This window comes from Mesorhizobium sp. WSM1293 (assembly GCF_000513875.1).
GTDB classification, from domain to species: domain Bacteria; phylum Pseudomonadota; class Alphaproteobacteria; order Rhizobiales; family Rhizobiaceae; genus Mesorhizobium; species Mesorhizobium ciceri.
In genome coordinates this window covers 102,593-119,189 of sequence record NZ_AZUV01000015.1, presented here as the reverse complement: position 1 = coordinate 119,189, position 16,597 = coordinate 102,593, and the positions used below count along the sequence as shown (strand labels likewise).

The 16,597-nt window shown below is 62.0% G+C and carries 19 protein-coding genes; 3 read left to right on the top strand and 16 right to left on the bottom strand.

Annotated features, from left to right (window positions below):
* Window positions 1–14 precede the first annotated feature (14 nt).
* From M729_RS0120010 to M729_RS0119990, 5 genes are read right to left on the bottom strand one after another with little or no spacing between them, the layout of a single operon-like run.
* On the bottom strand, window positions 15–977 hold the full coding sequence (locus M729_RS0120010) for a quinoprotein relay system zinc metallohydrolase 2 (protein ID WP_027162621.1): 963 nt from the start codon (window positions 975–977) through the stop codon (window positions 15–17).
* A gap of 34 nt (window positions 978–1,011) precedes the next feature.
* Window positions 1,012–1,752, bottom strand: coding sequence for an ATP-binding cassette domain-containing protein (locus M729_RS0120005; protein WP_013532066.1), 741 nt, complete (start codon window positions 1,750–1,752; stop codon window positions 1,012–1,014).
* Complete coding sequence (locus M729_RS0120000) at window positions 1,721–2,545, bottom strand: ABC transporter permease (protein WP_027162619.1); 825 nt, start codon at window positions 2,543–2,545, stop codon at window positions 1,721–1,723. Before M729_RS0120000 ends, M729_RS0120005 begins: the two co-directional genes overlap by 32 nt.
* Entirely contained in the window at window positions 2,542–3,528 is a 987-nt protein-coding gene (locus M729_RS0119995; protein ID WP_024504373.1) for an ABC transporter substrate-binding protein, read from the bottom strand. The genes M729_RS0120000 and M729_RS0119995 overlap by 4 nt, the downstream gene beginning before the upstream one ends.
* A 33-nt stretch (window positions 3,529–3,561) precedes the next feature.
* On the bottom strand, window positions 3,562–3,771 hold the full coding sequence (locus tag M729_RS0119990; protein WP_013532063.1) for a hypothetical protein: 210 nt from the start codon (window positions 3,769–3,771) through the stop codon (window positions 3,562–3,564).
* A 363-nt stretch (window positions 3,772–4,134) separates the two neighbouring features.
* Between M729_RS0119990 and M729_RS0119985 the strand changes: the two genes are divergently transcribed.
* On the top strand, window positions 4,135–4,515 hold the full coding sequence (locus M729_RS0119985; protein ID WP_024504374.1) for a cytochrome c family protein: 381 nt from the start codon (window positions 4,135–4,137) through the stop codon (window positions 4,513–4,515).
* A 42-nt stretch (window positions 4,516–4,557) separates the two neighbouring features.
* On the opposite strand, the gene gph is transcribed toward M729_RS0119985, so the two are convergent.
* Genes gph through M729_RS0119935 form a run of 10 tightly spaced genes read right to left on the bottom strand, consistent with a single transcriptional unit; the run spans window position 4,558 to window position 14,535 of the window.
* Window positions 4,558–5,259, bottom strand: a complete 702-nt coding sequence (gene gph / locus M729_RS0119980; RefSeq protein WP_013532061.1) for a phosphoglycolate phosphatase — start codon at window positions 5,257–5,259, stop codon at window positions 4,558–4,560.
* On the bottom strand, window positions 5,256–5,813 hold the full coding sequence (locus tag M729_RS0119975; protein WP_027162618.1) for a thioredoxin family protein: 558 nt from the start codon (window positions 5,811–5,813) through the stop codon (window positions 5,256–5,258). Before M729_RS0119975 ends, gph begins: the two co-directional genes overlap by 4 nt.
* Window positions 5,814–5,834: 21 nt before the next feature.
* Window positions 5,835–6,521 (bottom strand): ribulose-phosphate 3-epimerase, encoded by a 687-nt coding sequence (gene rpe / locus M729_RS0119970; RefSeq protein WP_013532059.1) that lies wholly within the window; start codon window positions 6,519–6,521, stop codon window positions 5,835–5,837.
* A 58-nt stretch (window positions 6,522–6,579) separates the two neighbouring features.
* The gene (gene cbbX, locus M729_RS0119965; protein WP_013532058.1) at window positions 6,580–7,518 is read right to left on the bottom strand and encodes a CbbX protein; all 939 of its coding nucleotides are present in this window, start codon (window positions 7,516–7,518) and stop codon (window positions 6,580–6,582) included.
* Between the two features lie 7 nt (window positions 7,519–7,525).
* Window positions 7,526–7,960, bottom strand: coding sequence for a ribulose bisphosphate carboxylase small subunit (locus M729_RS0119960; RefSeq protein WP_013532057.1), 435 nt, complete (start codon window positions 7,958–7,960; stop codon window positions 7,526–7,528).
* An 18-nt stretch (window positions 7,961–7,978) separates the two neighbouring features.
* A complete protein-coding gene (locus tag M729_RS0119955; protein WP_013532056.1) occupies window positions 7,979–9,472 on the bottom strand; it encodes a ribulose-bisphosphate carboxylase large subunit in 1,494 nt (497 codons plus the stop codon).
* 21 nt (window positions 9,473–9,493) lie between these two features.
* Entirely contained in the window at window positions 9,494–10,573 is a 1,080-nt protein-coding gene (fba, locus tag M729_RS0119950) for a class II fructose-bisphosphate aldolase (RefSeq protein ID WP_013532055.1), read from the bottom strand.
* An 11-nt stretch (window positions 10,574–10,584) separates the two neighbouring features.
* Window positions 10,585–12,597 (bottom strand): transketolase, encoded by a 2,013-nt coding sequence (tkt, locus tag M729_RS0119945; protein WP_032808924.1) that lies wholly within the window; start codon window positions 12,595–12,597, stop codon window positions 10,585–10,587.
* 10 nt (window positions 12,598–12,607) lie between these two features.
* Window positions 12,608–13,480 (bottom strand): phosphoribulokinase, encoded by an 873-nt coding sequence (locus M729_RS0119940; RefSeq protein ID WP_013532053.1) that lies wholly within the window; start codon window positions 13,478–13,480, stop codon window positions 12,608–12,610.
* Between the two features lie 8 nt (window positions 13,481–13,488).
* The gene (locus M729_RS0119935) at window positions 13,489–14,535 is read right to left on the bottom strand and encodes a class 1 fructose-bisphosphatase (protein ID WP_013532052.1); all 1,047 of its coding nucleotides are present in this window, start codon (window positions 14,533–14,535) and stop codon (window positions 13,489–13,491) included.
* A 123-nt stretch (window positions 14,536–14,658) separates the two neighbouring features.
* Here M729_RS0119935 and M729_RS0119930 point away from each other — a divergent pair, with 123 nt between their 5' ends.
* Complete coding sequence (locus M729_RS0119930) at window positions 14,659–15,597, top strand: LysR family transcriptional regulator (protein WP_013532051.1); 939 nt, start codon at window positions 14,659–14,661, stop codon at window positions 15,595–15,597.
* 201 nt (window positions 15,598–15,798) lie between these two features.
* Window positions 15,799–15,999 carry a hypothetical protein gene (locus M729_RS01000000135465; protein ID WP_013532050.1) on the top strand — a complete coding sequence of 67 codons (201 nt, stop codon included), beginning with the start codon at window positions 15,799–15,801 and terminating at the stop codon, window positions 15,997–15,999.
* A 16-nt stretch (window positions 16,000–16,015) separates the two neighbouring features.
* Here the strand turns inward: M729_RS01000000135465 and M729_RS0119920 are convergent, their stop codons facing one another.
* The gene (locus tag M729_RS0119920; protein ID WP_244514294.1) at window positions 16,016–16,591 is read right to left on the bottom strand and encodes a hypothetical protein; all 576 of its coding nucleotides are present in this window, start codon (window positions 16,589–16,591) and stop codon (window positions 16,016–16,018) included.
* Window positions 16,592–16,597 lie beyond the last annotated feature (6 nt).

The following is a 16,597-nucleotide window of genomic DNA, read 5'->3' as shown; positions in this document are numbered from 1 at the left end:
CATGTCGGCGTCGTCTATTCCCATTCGAGTTCGGCAAATGCGGCCGTTGCGTTGCGCTCGTTGTAATCGTCGAACAGGTGCCAATTGTCCCGTTCGCTTCCGCCTGCGGTTTTGACTGCTTCGCGCAGCGGCGTTCCGTCGGCGATCGCCTTGCGGATATCGCGCGCCAGAACCTCGAAATAGCGTCGCTCCCCCGCCAGTGCCTGTGGCCAGTCGGCCGTTACAGGACCATGACCTGGAACGACGCGCGCGGCGTCGATCGCGGTGAGTGCATCCATCTGGCGGAGCCATCCAAGCAGTGATCCGTCGAGCGTCGGCAAGGAGCCCATGAACACCAGATCGCCGGCAAAGAGCGTTCTGGTCGTGGTATCGAATACGGTCAGGTCGTTGTCGGTGTGCGCCGCCTTCCATGCCCGCAGTTCGATCGTGCGCCCGCCGAGGTCGAGTTGCAGGTGATCGTCGACCAGCCTGGTCGGCGACACGATCTCGACCCCCTCCATCAGCGCCTCGCCAAGCTGTTCGCGATAGTTGTGCAGATAGAACGCGCCACGCGCGTCGAGGGCGCGCGGCAGATTGCGGTGACCGACGATGGTCGCGCCGATCTCCCGGAATGCCGCATTGCCGAAGATGTGGTCGGGGTGCATGTGGGTGTTGACCAGGAAGCGAACCGGCTTTGCGGTTACCTTTCCGATCGCGGCGAGAAAGGCGTGCGCCTCGATCAGGCTGCCACCGCTGTCGATGACGGCAACCGCATCGGTACCGATGACGGCGCCCAGATTGCAGATCGCACCGTCGTTGGCGGCGGTCATCAATTCATCCGTGCCCTGGAAGGCGAAGACGCCGTCGGCGATCTGCCTGAGCGAGAATCCCAGGTTGCCAGCCGCGGCTCGTCCGAGGCAGCACGGCATCAAGGCGGCGCTGGCGGCGGTACAGGCGAAGCCACTCACAAGCCTGCGTCTTAGCCGATCGATCGACATGAAGGCCTCCGATATGCATTTCACCTGCAGGCGATCAGGTGACGTCCGGAAATCTATGATGGAACGACCGCAGAAGGTCGCTCATCACCTGCGAATTGCGATGTTGCCGTGGCAACCGTACGTCGAACACGCCGAGCACATGGGTTGGCCGCGGCGCGAGCACGATGATGCGGTCCGAGAGCATCAGTGCCTCGCGTAGATTGTGGGTCACCATCAAGGCGGTCGTGGGCCGTGCCGACCACACGGTCAAAAGCAGATGCCGAAGCCGCTCGGCGGTCTGTTCGTCGAGCGAGACAAAGGGTTCGTCCAGGAAAAGCACCGCCGGCTCCGTGGCGAAAGCCCTGGCAAGTGCTGCCCTGCGCGCAAGGCCGAGCGACAGTTCGGCAGGATAGAGCGAGCGCATGGCCGCGAGGCCGAGCGTGTCGAACAGCCCGTCGAGATTTTTCGCCCTCAAGCTTTTCGGCAACGCCAGCCTGACATTCTGCTCCACCGTTCGCCACGGCAGCAGGGTCGGTTCCTGGAATACGGCGGCGATGCGGTTCGAACCTCCTTGCGGCAACTGGAAGGAGCCGGAAAAGTCTTTGTCCAAGCCAAGCAGGATACGCAGCGTCGTGGTCTTGCCGCAGCCCGACGGTCCAAGCAAGCAGGCGAATTCGCCTTGCCGGACCTCGAAGGAAAGGTCCTGAAGCGCCGTGATCGAGACGCCTCGCGCGGACCTGAAGGTCTTTTCGGCGATGTCGACCTTAAGCGGGACGACGGCGCCAACGGGTTGCATGTCGTTCAACGGGCTGCACCAGGAGAAGTTCAATGACAAGCATCACCGCCACGAAAGCCAGCGTGTAGGCAAGAATGGCGGCGACATCGAAAAGCTGGAAATAGAGATGGATCTGGAAGCCGACACCGTTCGAGCGGCCGAGCAGTTCGACGACCAGGACGATCTTCCAGATGAGGGCGATGCCGGATCGCGACGCGGCGGCAAGATAGGGCTGCAGTTGCGGCAGCAGGATATGGCGGATGCGATCAAGGCGGCCGAAGCGATAGACGGTGGCCATTTCGGCGTAGCTTGGGTCAAGCGTCCTGGCGCCTTCACGCATCGTCACCACGACATTCGGGATCTTGTTCACCGCCACCGCGCCGATCGCCGCCGCCTCGTTGAGGCCGAACCAGATGTAGCCGAGGACGATGACCACCAGCGCCGGGATGTTGAGGAACAGGATCACCCACGGGTTGAAAAAACGGTCGACGCGACGATAGCTGCCGAGCAAAACGCCGATGACGGATCCGATGATCATTGCGACGATATACGCCGCGGCGACCCGGCCGAGGGTCACGCCGAGATGGTAAAAGAGGTCGCCGCTCGCAGCCTCCCTGAGAAGCACCTGCCAGACCTGCCCAGGTCCTGGAAAGGCACGGCTTGGCCAGACGCCTGCCGCAAGGTTCCACAGCAGGCAAAGCCCGAGCAGGGAAACCGCTACCGTCAGCGCGGGCGCCAGTGCCGTCGCCAGGCTGCGTCGGCCGGACATGCTCGGCGGGGCATCACGCGTGCCGTCGGTTTCCGATGCGGTCATTTCCAGGGTTCCTGCCAGAATGTGCCGGGCGCCATCTCCGGCGCGCTGCCGACCAGCTTCGCGCCGCCGATCGCCGCCAGCACATGGTATAGCCTGCCGGCGTCAGCCGCTTCCTCGGCGACCGACCGTCTGGGAATGCCCTGACGATAGCGATCGCGCAGTTTTTCCAGTTCCTTGCCTTCCGCGCGAATGATCGGCGCCAGGCGCAGCCATTCGTCATCGGATCTGGCCAGCAAGTCCTTGGCTTGCGCGGACGCTCTCACGAACCCCCTGACGGCATCGGGGTTCTCGTTCGCCCATTGGTCATGGAAGACGTAACCGAGCGCCGACACGGGTCCCAGAGCCCCAAGCGTCTTTGCCGCGTCATTCACGCCGATCAATCGACGGAAGCCATTGGCCTCGAGACGGGCGCAAAAATGCCAGAAATTCAGCACTGCATCGAGTTCGCCCTGTATCGCCTTTTCCGAAATCAGTGGCGGCGCGCCAAAGACGATGTCGCTGGTTGCCGACAGGTCGACGCCGAGATCGCGTCTGGTCAGCGCTTGTATCAGCAGCCAACTCTTGTCGAGCGGGCCGCCGGCGACGCCGATCTTCTTGTCCTTGAGATCGGCGACCGTCCGGATCGGTGAACCCTCCTTCACCATGATCGCGCCCACGGCGGTGGAATAGGGGAACAATGTGAGGTCGCCGCCTTCGGAGCGCTGGCGCGAGACCCATAGCCAGTCGGAGACGATCATGTCGATCGCGCCAGCCTGCATCGCGACGTTGGTTGCATCCTCGCCGGCGAAGTCGATGATCTCCAGATCGATCCCGTTCGCGGCATCGAACTTGTGCTGCCGTAGCGTATCGAGTTCCCAACTCACGGTTCCAAACTTCAGCACACCGAGGCGAATCCTGGCTGCCGCAACGGCTGGCCTGGTAGCAAGAACAGCGGCTGTCCCGAGAACCGCCAGACGCAACGTCATGCGCCGTGAAACCATCATGACACCTCCTCCCCAGGGTTCCGCGCTGCCAAATCAGATGGCTCGTTCCTTGCTCGGAAATGCGCATTTCCAGCGCATGACCTTGAGGGTCGGGTGTTCTTGAGACCATTTCGCGATTTCGCTGGGGGCAAGGAACATGCATTGGAACAGGGTGCCGCGGCTCTCGAAATAGAGATGTTCGTCTCGGCAATTGCTCGGATTGGCGCTGAGGCAAACCGTCAATATGAGATCGACCATGTCCATTCAGCACCTCTTGCGCGTTCCCAAACGCCCATCTCGGCGAGTCCAGCCCAACCAGGAGCCAGGACAAAACCGCCACTTGCCGGATTTCTCAAGGTGCCAATGGAGAAACCGGAATGAGGTCAAGCTACGCGCTCGCCCAATAGCCGTCAACAAAGACGAATGGACAGGATCCTTGAGAACCCAGGCCTCTAAACCTTTGTACGATTGACTTTCACAACATGCCGATTAGCTTCCAGGTGACGCGGCGCGGCTCCACGGGAGAAGCGGAATTTCCACGCCACCGCGTAAGGCGCATGCCGACGGATCAAAGGATCGGCATGCGCAAATCGTCCAGGGCACCCAGACGATCAATGAGGAAATACCATGCGCGCAATCGCATTTTTCGCAGTCATGTCCGTTGTGCCCTTCATCGCGAGCCAATCCCAGGCACAGGACGCGGCGGCGGGTGAGAAGGTCTTCGCCAAATGCAAGGTCTGCCATGTCGCCGACCAGGACAAGAACAAGGTCGGCCCGTCGTTGAACGGCGTCATCGGCCGAACAGCCGGCACGCACCCGGGGTTCAGCTATTCTCAGGCGATGGTCGCGGCAGGCAAGTCCGGCGTCAAATGGGATGAACCCACGCTGAAGACTTACCTTCACGATCCCAAGGCCATGGTCAAAGGAACAAAGATGGCGTTTGTCGGCCTCAAACAGGACGAAGACATCGCCAATGTCATCGCCTATCTGAAGCAATTCTCGAAATAGCGCGCCGCCGGCCGTTCGAACTTGCGTTCGGCCGGCGTTCGCCTACGCATCGGCTTGCAGCCCCTGCATTGCCGAAGGCAGATCGAAAAGGCTGTCGCAAACAAGATCGGCGCCAAGCTCTTCCACCGGAATGTGGCTGTAGCCGCCACGCAGCAGGATGACGGGCATGCCGGCGGCGCGTGCGGCGCCCAGGTCAGCGCCACTGTCTCCGACCAGCAGCGCGTCACCCGGGTCGACGCCTAGCTGTGCCAACGCCAGCAGCAGGGCATCGGGCGCCGGTTTCAGGTATGTCACCGCGTCTCCGCCGACGATCGCACCGAAATATTCCGTCAATCCGAAATGAAGCAGGATTTCGCGGGTCGCCAACTGCGGTTTGTTGGTTGCCACCCCCATGCTTACTCCGCCCAAATGAAAGTGGGTGAGGGCCTCCCTGACGCCAGGCATCAGCCTTGTCAGGCCGGTCAGATGCCGGCGGTAGATAGGCGCCATGACGCGGTTTGCCTCATCGAGAGCGTTGCCGAGCAGTGGCGCTCCCGATGCCGCGAAGGCTCGCTCGATCAGTTTCCTGACACCGCCGCCGATCATGGCCTTGACCCGGTCCAGGCGCAGCGGCGGCAGATCGCGGCTGGCCAGCAATTCGTTGACGGCGGCCGCTATGTCCGGTGCCGAGTCGACCAGCGTGCCGTCGAGGTCGAACAGGATCGCCTTCGGCGATCGAAGCGGCCTACCTGCGCCGACGTTCATGCGTCATCCTTCCACTTGATCGAGCAGCCGATCGAGGCGACCTGGTTCAGCGGCCCGTCGCCGGTTCGGGCAACCTGCTTCATCGCCTCGAACAGATCGCGTCTCAGCCCGGGCGCTCCGGCTTCTCGTCGCGAGGCGTCCAGCCGACCGCGATATTGCAATCCCAACTCGCTGTTGAACCCGAAGAAATCGGGAGTGCACACCGCCACGTAATCGCGCGCTACAGTTTGGCGCTGGTCGTGCAGGTAGGGGAAGCTGAAGCCGTTCGTCGTGGCGAAGAGCTTCATTTGGTCGAAGGAATCCTCGGGGTAGGTGTCGGCATCGTTCGAGTTGATCGCAACGAAGCCGATACCTTCGGCCTTGAGGTCGTTGGCATCGCGCACGATACGTGAAATCACCGCCTTCACATAAGGGCAGTGATTGCAGATGAAGGCCACGACCAGGCCGTTCGGGCCGGCCTGGCTGAGGATCGAATGCGACCTGCCGTCGACGCCGGGCAAAACGGCATCGATCGCGCGCCAGCCGAAATCGCAGACAGGGGGAACGGCCGCCATGCTTGCCTCCGATGAAATGGTTTACGCGGCTTTCCGGATCGCACCGTCGGCCGCCTGTCGGATGGTTCCAATGTTGGCGCGGTAGGCCGCCTCGGCGCCTCCCTTGAACACGGCCGACCCGGCGACCAGCACATTAGCGCCGGCCGCGGCGACCAGCGGGGCGGTTTCGGCCGTGACGCCGCCATCGATTTCGATGTCAATCGGGCGGTGGCCAACCAATGCCTTGATTCGCCTGATCTTCTCGATGACCGCGGAAATGAAGGCCTGGCCGCCGAAGCCTGGATTGACCGTCATCAGAAGCACCAGATCGAGCCTGTCGAGCACATACTCGATGACGCTCTCCGGCGTCGAAGGATTCAGCGATACGCCGGCCTTCTTGCCGAGATTTTTGATCGCCTGCAGGGAACGATCGAGATGCGGCCCGGCCTCTGCATGCACCGTGATGATGTCGCAACCGGCGTCGGCGAAGGCGGCCAGATAGGGGTCGGCCGGCGCGATCATCAGATGGCAGTCGAAGATTTTGTCCGTTCGGTCGCGGATCGCCTTGATCACCGGCGGACCGAAGGTGATGTTGGGCACGAAGTGGCCGTCCATCACGTCGAGATGGATCCAGTCGGCACCCGCCCGCACGACAGCTTCGACCTCGTCGCCGAGCCGCGAGAAATCCGCGGAAAGCACGGAGGGTGCGATGATTGTCCCGGTGACCATGGTCGTCGTCTCCAATTCTGTCTGCGGTGTTGGTCGCTGCGCCGGCCGCTTCGTCCTGTCAGCGCATCTTCGTCTCCGGTTCGCCTTCGAGTTTCCCTTCCGCGAACACGCGGCTGCCGCGAATGTCGGATTCCTCGATGGTGATAAGATCGGCCTTGGTCAACACCCGGCTGCGCGATGCGAAAAGCCGGTTGGCCTGCCGCAGCCGCGCCCGGTCGAGCCCGTTGCGAACCGAACGCGCGTTGGAGAAATGCGGCAGCCTCATGCGGATCGGAAGATACTCTTCGAGCGCCTGGGACGCCGCCTCGCTGAGGCGATAATTCTGCTCCGCGAGCATAATCTCGGCGATCGATTTCAGTTCGCTGACGCCATAGTCGGGGAAATCGAGGTGGTGGGCGATGCGCGAACGCATGCCGGGATTGCTGTCGAAGAAGCGGTCCATCTTGTTCTTGTAGCCGGCAAGGATCACAACCAGATCGTCACGGTTGTTCTCCATGCACTGCAGCAGGATTTCGATCGATTCCTGGCCGTAGTCGCGTTCGTTCTCTGGCTTGTAGAGATAGTAGGCCTCGTCGATGAAAAGCACGCCGCCCATGGCACGCTTGATCACCTCGCGGGTCTTGGGCGCGGTGTGGCCCACATACTGGCCGACGAGATCGTCGCGAGTCACGGCGACCATGTGGCCTTCGCGGACATAACCCAGACGATGCAGGATTTCGGCCATCCTCAGCGCCACCGTGGTCTTTCCGGTGCCAGGATTTCCCGTGAAATTCATGTGCAGCGTCGGCGCGCCCGATGTCAGTCCGAACCTGCGGCGAAGCCGGTCGACCAGGAGGAGGGCGGCGATCTCGCGGATGCGGGTCTTGACCGGCTTCAGGCCAACGAGTTCTCGGTCGAGCTTGTCCATCACCTCGTCGATGTTGGACGCCTCGAACTCGGCCTGCAGATCAACCGTCGCGTCCTGTGCGGCAGCGTCCTTTGTCATCGCGTTCAGCATGGTTCGGCTAGCTCCGCTCGCCCTCGGGCCTGTCGGTCGCATAAGGCACGATCGAATAACCCTGGCTGCGGCCGTCACGCTCCTGGCGCAGCAGCCGGAACCCGGGTTCGCTGGGCGGCCGGTTGACAATGAACGACATGCGCGGCGCTTCCCAGCCCTTGGTCGAATCGAAGGCGGTTACCCGCACATACATGTTCGGACAGGCTTTCCGGCAAGCATTGACCTCGAGCAGTATGCCCGCCGGATCTTTCAAGTCGAACATGGGGTTGCCGTACATTTCCCAATAGGTGTTTCGCGGATGCGGATCGTCCGTGTACTCGACGCTGACCGCCCAATGGTTCTTCAGCGCGTATTTGATCTGCGCCGAAATCTGCTCGTCGGTCAGGTCGGGCAGGAACGAGAACTGCCCCTGTGTGACCTTGTTTCCCGGATTGGTCATCATGACGACGGTTCCTTTCGTCTAGAAGCTGGGCGTTGCGGTTGGCACGAAGTCGGCCGTGTCGGTCGATTCGTAGTTGAAGGTGACGTCCTTCCAGGTCTCCAGGGCAGCCTTCAGCGGCGTGCACCATCTGGCCGCCTGTTCGAGGATCTTGGTCCCTTCGCGCAAATAATCGCGCCCCTCGTTGCGGGCCAGGATCATCGCTTCCAAGGCGACGCGATTGGCCGTCGCGCCTGCCTGGATACCGTCCGGATGGCCGATCGTGCCGCCGCCGAACTGCAGGATGACATCCTCGCCGAGATAGTGGATCAACTGGTGCATCTGGCCGGCATGGATGCCGCCCGAGGCAACGGGCATCACCTTGTTGAGCGAGGCCCATTCCTGATCGAAGAACAGCCCGGTTTCGAGGTTCTGCGGCGTGCGCTCCTCGCGCAGCGTGTCATAAAATCCCTTGATCATGAGCGGGTCGCCTTCCAGCTTGCCGACCACCGTGCCGGCATGGATGTGGTCGACGCCGGCCATGCGCATCCATTTGCAGATGACGCGGAAATTCATGCCGTGGTTCTTCTGGCGCGAATAGGTCGAGTTGCCGGCACGGTGCAGGTGCAGGATCATGTCGTTGCGGCGTGCCCACTTGGCCATCGACTGGATCGCCGTGTAGCCGATGACCAGATCGATCATCACAATGCAGGAGCCAAGTTGCTTGGCGAATTCGGCGCGCTCGTACATCTCCTCCATCGTGCCGGCGGTGACGTTGAGATAATGGCCTTTGACCTCGCCGGTGGCGGCCGACGCCTTGTTCACGGCCTCCATGCAGTAGAGGAAGCGGTCGCGCCAATGCATGAAGGGCTGCGAGTTGATGTTCTCGTCGTCCTTGACGAAGTCGAGGCCGCCCTTCAGCGCTTCATAAACGACGCGCCCGTAATTGCGTCCCGACAGGCCAAGCTTCGGCTTCGTCGTCGCGCCGAGCAGCGGCCGGCCGAACTTGTCGAGCCGCTCACGCTCCACCACGATGCCGGTCGCCGGCCCCTGGAAAGTTTTGAGATACGCCACCGGGATACGCATGTCTTCCAGCCGCAAAGCCTTGACTGCCTTGAAGCCGAACACATTGCCGATGATCGATGCGGTCAGGTTGGCGATCGAGCCCGGCTCGAACAGGTCGAGGTCGTAGGCGATGTAGGCGAAGTACTGTTGCTCGGTCTTGGTTCCGGGACCGGTGTTCGGCACCGGCTCGGATCTGAACGCCTTGGCGCGATAGAGCTCGCAAGCTGTCAGCCGGTCGGTCCACACCACGGTCCACGTCGCGGTGGAGGATTCACCGGCGATGGCGGCTGCCGCCTCCTCGTGGTCGACACCGGGTTGCGGCGTGATCCGGAACATGGCGATCAGATCGGTTTCCTTGGGCCTGTAGTCAGGCTCCCAGTAGCCCATCTTCTTGTAGGGGATGACCCCTGACTTGTAGCGCTCCTTGCCTTCCTTGAGCGTCCCCGCTGGCAGTATGTCGATCTTGTTCATGACAGGTCTCCTGTTTGTTGCTCAGGCGGCTTTCGCGGTTGCGATTTGGGGGTCGAGTTTTCCCGCGGCGTAACGTTTCGCCATCTCGTCCATGGCGATGACCTTGATCTTCGAGGCGTTGGACGCCGTGCCGAAACGCTCGAAGCGGTCCCGGCAAAGGTCGCGCAAGGCATCCATGGCGGGCTTCAGGAATTTGCGGGGATCGAACTCGCGCGGGTCTTCCGTCGCGACGCGGCGGAACTGCCCGGCCATGGCCATGCGGCAATCGGTGTCGATATTGACCTTGCGCACGCCGTAGCGGATGCCGCGCTCGATCTCCTCGACCGGGACGCCAAAAGTCTGGGGCATCTCGCCGCCGTATCTGTTGATGATGTCCTGCAACTCCTGCGGCACAGAGGAAGAGCCGTGCATGACCAGATGCGTGTTGGGCAGCTTCTCGTGGATCGCCTCGATCACCTGCATGGCCAGGATGTCGCCGTCCGGCTTGCGGGTGAATTTGTAGGCACCGTGCGAGGTGCCGCAGGCAATCGCCAGCGCGTCGACTTGGGTTGCGGTCACGAAGTCGACCGCCTGATCGGGATCGGTCAGGAGCTGGTCGTGGGAGAGCGCGCCCTCGGCGCCGTGGCCATCCTCGGCCTCGCCTTGGCCGGTTTCCAGCGAGCCGAGCACGCCCAGTTCGCCTTCGACGGAAGCGCCGACCCAATGCGCCATACGTGCGACGCGTTCGGTTATGGCGACGTTGTAGTCGTAGCTTGCCGGCGTCTTGGCGTCCGCCATCAAGGATCCGTCCATCATCACCGAGGTGAAGCCGTGGCGGATCGCGGAAAGGCAGGTGGCCTCGCTGTTGCCGTGGTCTTGATGGATGCATAGCGGGATGGTTGGGTGGATTTCGGTCAGCGCCTCCATCATCTTGGCCAGCATGATGTCGTTGGCATAGGACCGGGCGCCACGCGAAGCCTGGATGATGACAGGCGCGTCGCAGGCCTTGGCCGCTTCCATGATGGCGAGGCCCTGTTCCATGTTGTTGATGTTGAATGCCGGTACGCCGTAGCCGTGCTCGGCGGCATGGTCGAGAAGCTGGCGAAGGGTGATGCGAGCCATTGTGAATCCTCCTAGATGATGAGCTTCAGCGCCGCTGCAGCAACCGCTTCGGACGTTATGTTGAAATGCCGGTAGAGGTCGGGGGCAGGGGCGCTGGCGCCGAAGCCGGTCATGCCGACGAAAGCGCCGGTCTCGCCGATCCAGCGGTCCCAGCCCAGCCGGGCTGCCGCTTCGACCGCGACGCGCGGCGCCGAGCCGAGGACGGCCTTGCGGGTGGCGCTTTCCTGCTCCTCGAAAAGCTCCCAGCACGGCATCGACACGACGGCGGCGGCGACACCATGCTCGGTCTCCAGCCTTTCGGCGGCAGCAACCGCGATCTCGACCTCCGAGCCGGTGGCGATCAGGGTGACGGCACGGTGCTCGGCTGGTTCGCGCAGGACGTAGGCACCTTGGCGGGAGCGGTTCTCGTCACTGTGCGACCGACGCAGCATCGGCAGGTTCTGGCGCGACAGCACCAGGACGCTCGGCCGATCCTTGCTCTTCAGCGCGAGTTCCCAGCACTCCGCCGTTTCGATGACATCCGCCGGACGGAAGACGTTGAGATTGGGCGTGGCACGCAGCATCGCCAGGTGCTCGACCGGCTGGTGCGTCGGGCCGTCCTCGCCGAGGCCGATGGAATCGTGTGTCATCACATAGATGACGCGCTGGCCCATGAGCGCCGAGAGCCGCATCGCGCCGCGCGCATAATCGGCGAAGCACAGGAACGTACCGCCATAGGGCACGAACCCTCCATGCAGCGCGATGCCGTTCATGGCGGCCGCCATGCCGTGCTCACGAATGCCGTAGTGAATGTAGCGGCCGGCATAGTCACTCGGCGCAATGCGGTTCATGCCCTTGGTGATCGTCAGATTCGAGTGCGTCAGATCGGCCGAGCCGCCGACGGTCAATTCCGTTGCGCCGTTGATGGCCTCCAGCGCCATTTCGGAGGCTTTTCGCGTCGCCACCTTGGTTGCCTTCTCGACATGTTCGCGACGAAAGGCTTCGAGCGCGTCGAAGACCGTGTCGGCCAGTTCGGCGGCGACGGCGTTTTCAAAAGCCTCGCGTCGCGGCGAGGCGGCAAGCCGCTGCTCCCAGGCGCGCCGCATCGCTTCGCCGCGACCGGCAATCTCGCGCCAGGCGAAAAGGATATCATCCGGCACCTCGAACGGCGCGTGGGCCCAGCCGATGTTTTCGCGTGTCGCGGCGATCTCTGCTTCACCCAGCGGTGCGCCGTGCGTCTTTTCCGAACCGCCGAGATTGGGGGCACCCATGCCGATCACTGTGCGGCAGGCAATCAGCGATGGCCGATCCGACCGCCGCGCCGCCTCGATTGCCGCGGCGACTGCTGCCATGTCGTGCCCGGCGACACTTTGGACATCCCAGCCGGCGGCCTTGAAGCGCGCCGGCTGGTCCATCGACGTGGAGAGGGAGGTCGGCCCGTCAATGGAAATCGCATTGTCGTCCCAGAAGACAATCAGGCGGGAAAGCTTCAGGTGACCAGCGAGGTCTATCGCCTCGTGACTGATTCCCTCCTGAAGGCAGCCGTCGCCCGCAATCACATAGGTATGATGATCGACCAGATCGGCACCGTAGCGGGCGGCAAGCATGCGTTCCGCCAGCGCCATGCCGACCGCCGTGGAAATGCCCTGTCCAAGCGGTCCGGTGGTGGTCTCCACGCCAAGCGCATGGCCGTATTCCGGATGTCCGGCGGTGCGGCTGCCCAGCTGCCGAAATCGCTGCAATTCCTCGACCTGCATGTCTTCGTAGCCGAGCAGATGATGCAGCGCGTATTGCAGCATCGAGCCGTGGCCGGCTGAAAGCACGAAACGGTCACGGTCGGGCCAGTCCGGTCTCGACGGATCGATATTGATGAAGCGGTTGAACAGCACCGTTGCGACATCGGCCATGCCCATCGGCATGCCGGGATGACCCGAATTCGCCTTTTGGACGCTGTCCATCGCCAGCGCGCGAATGGCGTTCGCCATCTCGCGCTCCGAGACGGGAGCGGTTGTGGTGACGGGCTTCAGTGCTGTTTGGCTGGTCATTGCATCCTCCTCACGACACACGGCTCTTGCGTTCAACCAATTGCAGGATGAGCGGCGTCAGGATCAGCTGCATGGCAAGATCGAGCTTGTTGCCTGGCACCACGATGGAATTTGGCCGCGACATGAACGAGTCGTGGATCATCGACAGCAGATACGGAAAATCGATGCCGCGCGGATTGGCGAAGCGGATAACCAGCATCGATTCGTCGGGTGTCGGAATCCAGCGCGCGATGAACGGGTTGGACGTATCGACGATCGGCACGCGCTGGAAGTTGATGGCGGTCTGCGAGAATTGCGGGACAATGTAGCGGACATAGTCGGGCATCCGGCGCAGGATCACGTCCATCACCGCCTCGGTGGAATAGCCGCGTGTCGAACGGTCGCGATGGATCTTCTGGATCCATTCGAGATTGATGACCGGCACGACGCCGATCTTGAGATCCGCATGCTTGGCCAGATTGATCGTGTCGGTGACGACACAGCCGTGCAGCCCCTCGTAGAAGAGCAGGTCGCTGGGAGCGAATTCGCGCCATTCGGTAAAGGTTCCCGGTGGCGTGCCGTGCTGCTTTTCCTCTTCCTCATCATGAATGTAGGTGCGGGTCTTGCCGGTTCCGCGGCGGCCATATTCCGCGAACACCTCTTCGAGAATTCCGAGTTCGTTGGCCGCGGCATTGAAATGGGTGAAGTTCGGGTTGCCGGCCTTTTCCTCCTCGGCCACCTTTGCCTTCATCGCCGCGCGGTCGTAGCGGTGAAATGCGTCGCCTTCGATGAAAGCGGCCTCGATGTTCTCGCGCCGGAAAATCAGCTCGAAGATGCGCTTGACCGAGGTCGTGCCGGCGCCCGACGACCCGGTGATGGTGATGATGGGGTGCTTGGCTGACATGGTGCAGCTCAGGCTCTGAACAGGCCGCGGCGGCTGAACAGCGGCGCACGCTCACCGATGTTGCTCGGCTCTGTGTGGTAGCGCGTGATGCGCGCCACTTCCCGCGCCGACCCGAAGATCATCGGCACGCGCTGATGCAGGCTCTCGGGCTCGATTTCCAGGATGCGGGTGATCGCGTCGGTGGCGGCACCACCGGCCTGCTCTATGAGATAGGCGATCGGGTTGGCCTCGTAGACGAGGCGCAGCCGTCCCTGACCATAGCCCTTGCGCCGATCGCCGGGGTAGAGAAAAACGCCGCCGCGCATCAATATGCGGTAACAGTCGGCGACCAGAGAGGCGATCCAGCGCATGTTGAAATCCTTCTCGCGCGGTCCCTCGGTGCCCTCCAGGCAGTCGTCGACATAGAGCCGCACAGCCTCGTCCCAGTGCCGGTAGTTGGCGGCGTTGATGGCGAACTCCTGAGTGCGTTGCGGAATGATCCGGCTTTCATAGGCCTGGACGAAGGTGCCGAGCCTTGTCGAGAAGACGAAGACATGCGTGCCGCTGCCGAGCGACAGGACGAGTGCCAGCTGCGGCCCATAGATGAAGAAACCGGCGCCTAGCTGGTTCACGCCCGCCTGCAAGAAAGAGGCGGCCGGATCAGCGTCCGGCGCGCCAGTTGCGGTCAGGAGCGAGAAGATCGTTCCGATCGACACGTTGGTGTCGATGTTGGAAGAGCCGTCGAGCGGGTCGATCGCAATGGCGAGTGGCGCTTGCCTGTCGAGCAGGACTGGCTGCTCCAGCTCCTCGGAGGCGTAAAGTGCCACCGGCGCACGGCGCATGGCGTCGAGGAAGATGTCGTCGGAGAAGACGTCGAGATCCTTCTGGACGTCGCCGTCGGCATTGGCGCCACGGGTCTCGGCAAAGGCGGCGCCGAGCACCCCTTGGTTGATGGTGTTGCGGACCTTGATGGCGGCCTGTGTCAACTGACGAACGGTCGTCACAACGGCCGAGCGGAATTCGTCTGGCTGGCCGAGATAGGAGTTCAGAAAAGCGTCGAGCGTTGCCGCTGGCATCGTAACCTCCCCTCCCGCCGCATCTCCTCGGAGCGGCTGGACTGGAGGAATGGAAACAAACGTGGACAGATAAGTAAAATTCAATAACTTTACCTAGTCAGTAAAAATAATTTAGTATGTGGCATGAGAAATCTCACGCTCAAGCATTTCAAGACCGTCCAGGCAATCATCAAGTGCGGCAAAATTGTCAGCGCAGCCAAGATGTTAGGCCTGTCTCCTCCAGCGCTGACAATCCAACTGCGACAAGTGGAGGAAGAATTCCAGCTGGCTCTGTTCGACCGAACGTCGGACGGCATGCGTCCCACTGCCGCAGGTCTGGCTTTCGTCGAGACAGCGCAGGTTATCGAGGAGCATCTCGGTTTGCTCGAAGACAAGATGGATGCCATCAAGGGCGTACGCACCGGCAGCTTGAGGCTCGGCGTCGTTTCCACAGCCAAATATTTCGCGCCGCGGCTGATGGCTGCGTTCATGAAGGACCATCCCGACATCGACATGCGGCTTGCCATCGGCAATCGTGCCCAGACGATCGACAACCTCAGGAACCACGACATCGATATCGCGCTGATGGGGCGTCCGGCGAAAGAGGTTCCGGTGCGTGCTTCGGTCTTCGGTGATCATCCGCTGGTCATCATCGCGCCGCCCGACCATCCCTTGGTGGCGGCGCGCGATATCTCCAAGGAGCGGATTGCCGAGGAGCATTTCCTTATTCGCGAGCCCGGCTCCGGAACCCGTATCTCGTTGGAAATATTCCTGAGCGACGTGCCTGGGCGCATCGACGACCTCGGTGTCGAGATGGCCTCGAACGAAACGATCAAGCAGGCGGTGATGGCTGGTCTGGGCATCGCCTTCATCTCTGCTCACACCATCGCTGCGGAAACCGAGGCAGGCCGGCTTGTCATCCTCGACGTTGTCGGCATGCCGATCCGCCGACAATGGTTCTCGGTGATGCGAACCGATCACGCAATCTCGCCGGCGATGGCCACATTCAACGATTTCCTGATGCGCAAGGGCGCAATGTACCTGCCCCTTTTCGGAAAGCTGTATCCAGACAAGGCTGGATGACACTGCACGAGCGCAACGGATGAAAGTCCGGTGGAGAACGCCCGCGCTCGTTGGTATTATATAAGCGATATGTTATGTTGCAGTGCGAAAGAGCGGGGGCCACGTCCTTTCACACCGTAAGCGATCTGTATGTGCAACCCCTGCAGACTGTTCGGAACTCTCCCGGGTATGGGTTCGGGAATTCGATGGGGAAAAGGGGTAATGCTTTACACACTCGTTATGATGGTCTGCCTGACGGATGGACCGCGGACCTGCGAACAACGCGAGGAAATGGTAGACGGTCTGGCGATGAATCCCGGAACTGCCTTCATGCAGGCGCAGCCGCTGGTGGCAAGGTGGATCGAGACGCATCCCGGTTATTTCGTGCAGCGCTGGCGTGTGCTGCCTGGCAGAGAGTCGTGAGACAGGCGGCCAAGGTCTATTTCTTCACGATGAGCGTTTCCGAGACAGTCTTCGACAACTGGTAAAGCCGCTGCTCGATTATCGTCGGCACATCGCAGACATAAGTCAGCGACTGGACGCGTTCGTTGAAAATTCGCGTCGCGAAATTCAGTTGATCGGTTCGCCGTTCTACTTCGTCCGGATCCGCATCGGCCTTGGCGCGCAGCGCGTCCACTTCGGATGCTTCCTTGCGCAACTGTGCCGCCATTTCCAGCTGTTTGTGGGCATAGCGGGAGATGCCGGAGATCACGTGCGAACGCTCGGCGTCCATGTGATCGAACATTCCCTGCACCAGCATCGTCATTTTGGTTGCGACCTGCTCGGGCGGTAGGGAAGTCGCGAAATCCTTGATCTCTTTCTGGGCTTGTGCAATCGGCGTCCGCCGGGCCGCCACAGCATCGACAAGCGCCGACACGCCTGGATCCTTCGCCCAATCCTTCGCGGTCGCCGGAAGCTCCGGCCCATTCCAGATCTGGCCAAGCGAGAGCTGTGGCACCTTACGCTGCATGCAGGGCCAGTCGGGATCGGTGTTTGCCGCGGCGGCGCCCTCCATCGACGC